The following is a 2312-nucleotide window of genomic DNA, read 5'->3' on the forward strand; positions in this document are numbered from 1 at the left end:
GGGCGGAACGTTTGACAACGGGCCGACCCACCCCCGACCCCTCCCTTTCAGGGAGGGGAGGCGCTCAGAGCGAGCGTTGCCCAAGCATCGAGTTCGCACCCGCCTCGGCCAACGTCACCTCGACAAGATCGCCGATCGCGGCATCGCTCACCAGATGGACCGATTGCAGCCACGGGCTCTTGCCGATCAGCTGGCCGGGCAGCTTGCCGGCGCGTTCCATCAACACCTGGCATGTCCGCCCGACGGTCGCGGCATTGAACGCCGCCTGATCGCGGTTGAGCGCGGCCTGGAGGCGCTGGAGGCGGTCGTCCATCACGTCCTCGGGAACTTGATCGCCCATCGTCGCGGCGGGGGTGCCGGGGCGGGGGCTGTATTTGAAGCTGTACGCCTGCGCATAGCCGACCGCGTCTACCAGGCTCAGCGTCTCAAGGAAATCGGCCTCGGTCTCGCCAGGGAAGCCGACGATGAAATCGCCCGACAGCGCGATGTCGGGCCGCGCGGCACGGACGCGGTCGAGGATGCGCAGGTACGAGTCGCGGCTGTGGCTGCGGTTCATCGCCTTGAGGATGCGGTCGCTACCCGCCTGTACCGGCAGATGCAGGAACGGCATCAGCTTTCCGACCTGCGCGTGCGCGTCGATCAGCCCCTGTGTCATGTCGTTGGGGTGGCTCGTCGTGTAGCGGATCCGCGCGAGGCCGGGGATCGCATCGAGCGCGCCGATCAGATCGTGCAAGCCCCGCGCGCCGTCGGTCCAGGCGTTGACGTTCTGCCCGAGCAGCGTGAGCTCGCGCGCGCCGGCATCGACTAGCGCCTTGGCTTCGTCGACGATCTGTCCCCAACTGCGCGAGACTTCGCCGCCACGGGTATAGGGCACGACGCAATAGGTGCAGAATTTGTCGCAGCCTTCCTGGACCGTGAGGAACGCGCTCGGCGGCACGCGGCGGCGGGCGGGGAGGTGGCCGAACTTGAGGTCGACCGGCATGTCGGTGTCGAGCGCCGCCTCGCCGCGCGCGGCCTGCGCCACCAGCGCGGGGAGGTTGTGATACGCCTGCGGGCCGACGACGACATCGACCTTGGCGCGGCGCACGATCTCGGCGCCCTCGGCCTGCGCGACGCAGCCGGCGACCGCGATCATCGGAGTGCGGCCTTGCTTGCCTGCATCCTTGCGCAGCCGGCCGATGTCCGAATAGACCTTCTCGGTCGCGCGTTCGCGGATGTGGCAGGTGTTGAGCACGACGAGGTCGGCGTCCTTGGCATCGACTTGCGTCAGGCCCTGCGCCGCCATCAGTTCGCCCATGCGGTCGCCGTCATAGACGTTCATCTGGCAGCCGAACGATTTCACGGCGTAAGTCTTGGGGGCGGTTCTGGCGTCTGACATGATCGGCGGCGCTATAGGCGCAAAAGCGCCGGGGCAGAACCCCTGCTAAACGCTGGGTGCGGGCCGTTCGAGTCCGGCAGCGAGCACGCCGGGGAGGGTATCGCCTTTGCCGGCCCAAGCGTCGTGCCCGATGAACGGCGGGACCGGCCCGCACATCACCACCGACAGCGCCGCCTCGATCCGCCGCTTGCTCTCCGCCGCGATCAGTTTGCGCCCCGTGAAATCGCGTGGGTAGAAAGGTTCGAGGAAGTGCACCGCGACGCGGAAGCGGTCCTTTCGCGCGAGCAGGCGGACCGCATTGTCCTTGCCGCTTTCCTCGCCGATCCAGGCGATATCGGCGCCGACCGGGCCATAATCCAGCAGCACGGGCTGCACCATCACGCCGGGCGGCGGCGGCTCGAGCACTTTCAGCATCGGCGTCTTGAACGGGAGGAGCGAGCGGCCATCTGTCGTCGTGCCTTCGGGAAACACCGTCACCGACCAATTCTCGGCGAGCGTTTCGCGCAAAGCGTTGATCTGCTCGGCGACCCCCAGCCGATCCTCGCGCGCGACGAACACCGTTCGGTTGAGCGTCGCCAGCCAGCCGACCACCGGTGCCGCGCGGATCTCGGCCTTGGCGACGAACGCGGTCCCGCTCGCGCCTGCAATCGCGAGGATATCGACCCAGCTGACATGGTTCGAAACGTAGAACACGTCGCGCTTGAGCGGCACGCCGACGACGCGCACGCGCGCGCCGCAGATCCGCGCCGCGGTGCCGAGGAACAACCGTGGCCAGGGTGAGGAAAGCCGCACAATGCGCCACAGATAATGCAGCGGAATGGCGAGCAGGAGCGTAACGCCAAGCAAGCTCACGCGCGTCCACAGGCGGGCCCAGCCAAGCCAGCTGATCGGGGGCGGGCGGCCGGCGGCCGCCTCGGCCCGCGCGGAGGCGCGG

General features: G+C 68.3%; 2 protein-coding genes. Both read right to left on the minus strand.

Translation table 11 applies throughout. The features are described 5' to 3' along the window. Window positions 1-64: 64 nt before the first annotated feature. Complete coding sequence (gene miaB, locus RH90_RS10595) at window positions 65-1378, minus strand: tRNA (N6-isopentenyl adenosine(37)-C2)-methylthiotransferase MiaB (protein WP_081476918.1); 1314 nt, start codon at window positions 1376-1378, stop codon at window positions 65-67. Window positions 1379-1423: 45 nt separating this feature from the next. Beyond that, the coding region (locus RH90_RS10600; protein ID WP_010185594.1) for a lysophospholipid acyltransferase family protein at window positions 1424-2312 on the minus strand (889 nt) is incomplete at its 5' end.

Origin of the sequence: Sphingomonas sp. PAMC 26605 (assembly GCF_000241485.1) — a bacterium.
In the GTDB taxonomy this organism is placed as follows: Bacteria; Pseudomonadota; Alphaproteobacteria; order Sphingomonadales; family Sphingomonadaceae; genus Sphingomonas.

Coding starts and splice junctions, on each gene's coding strand:
- miaB (WP_081476918.1), bottom strand. CDS start 1,378: ATGTCAGACGCCAGAACCGCCCCCAAGACTTACGCCGTGAAATCGTTC.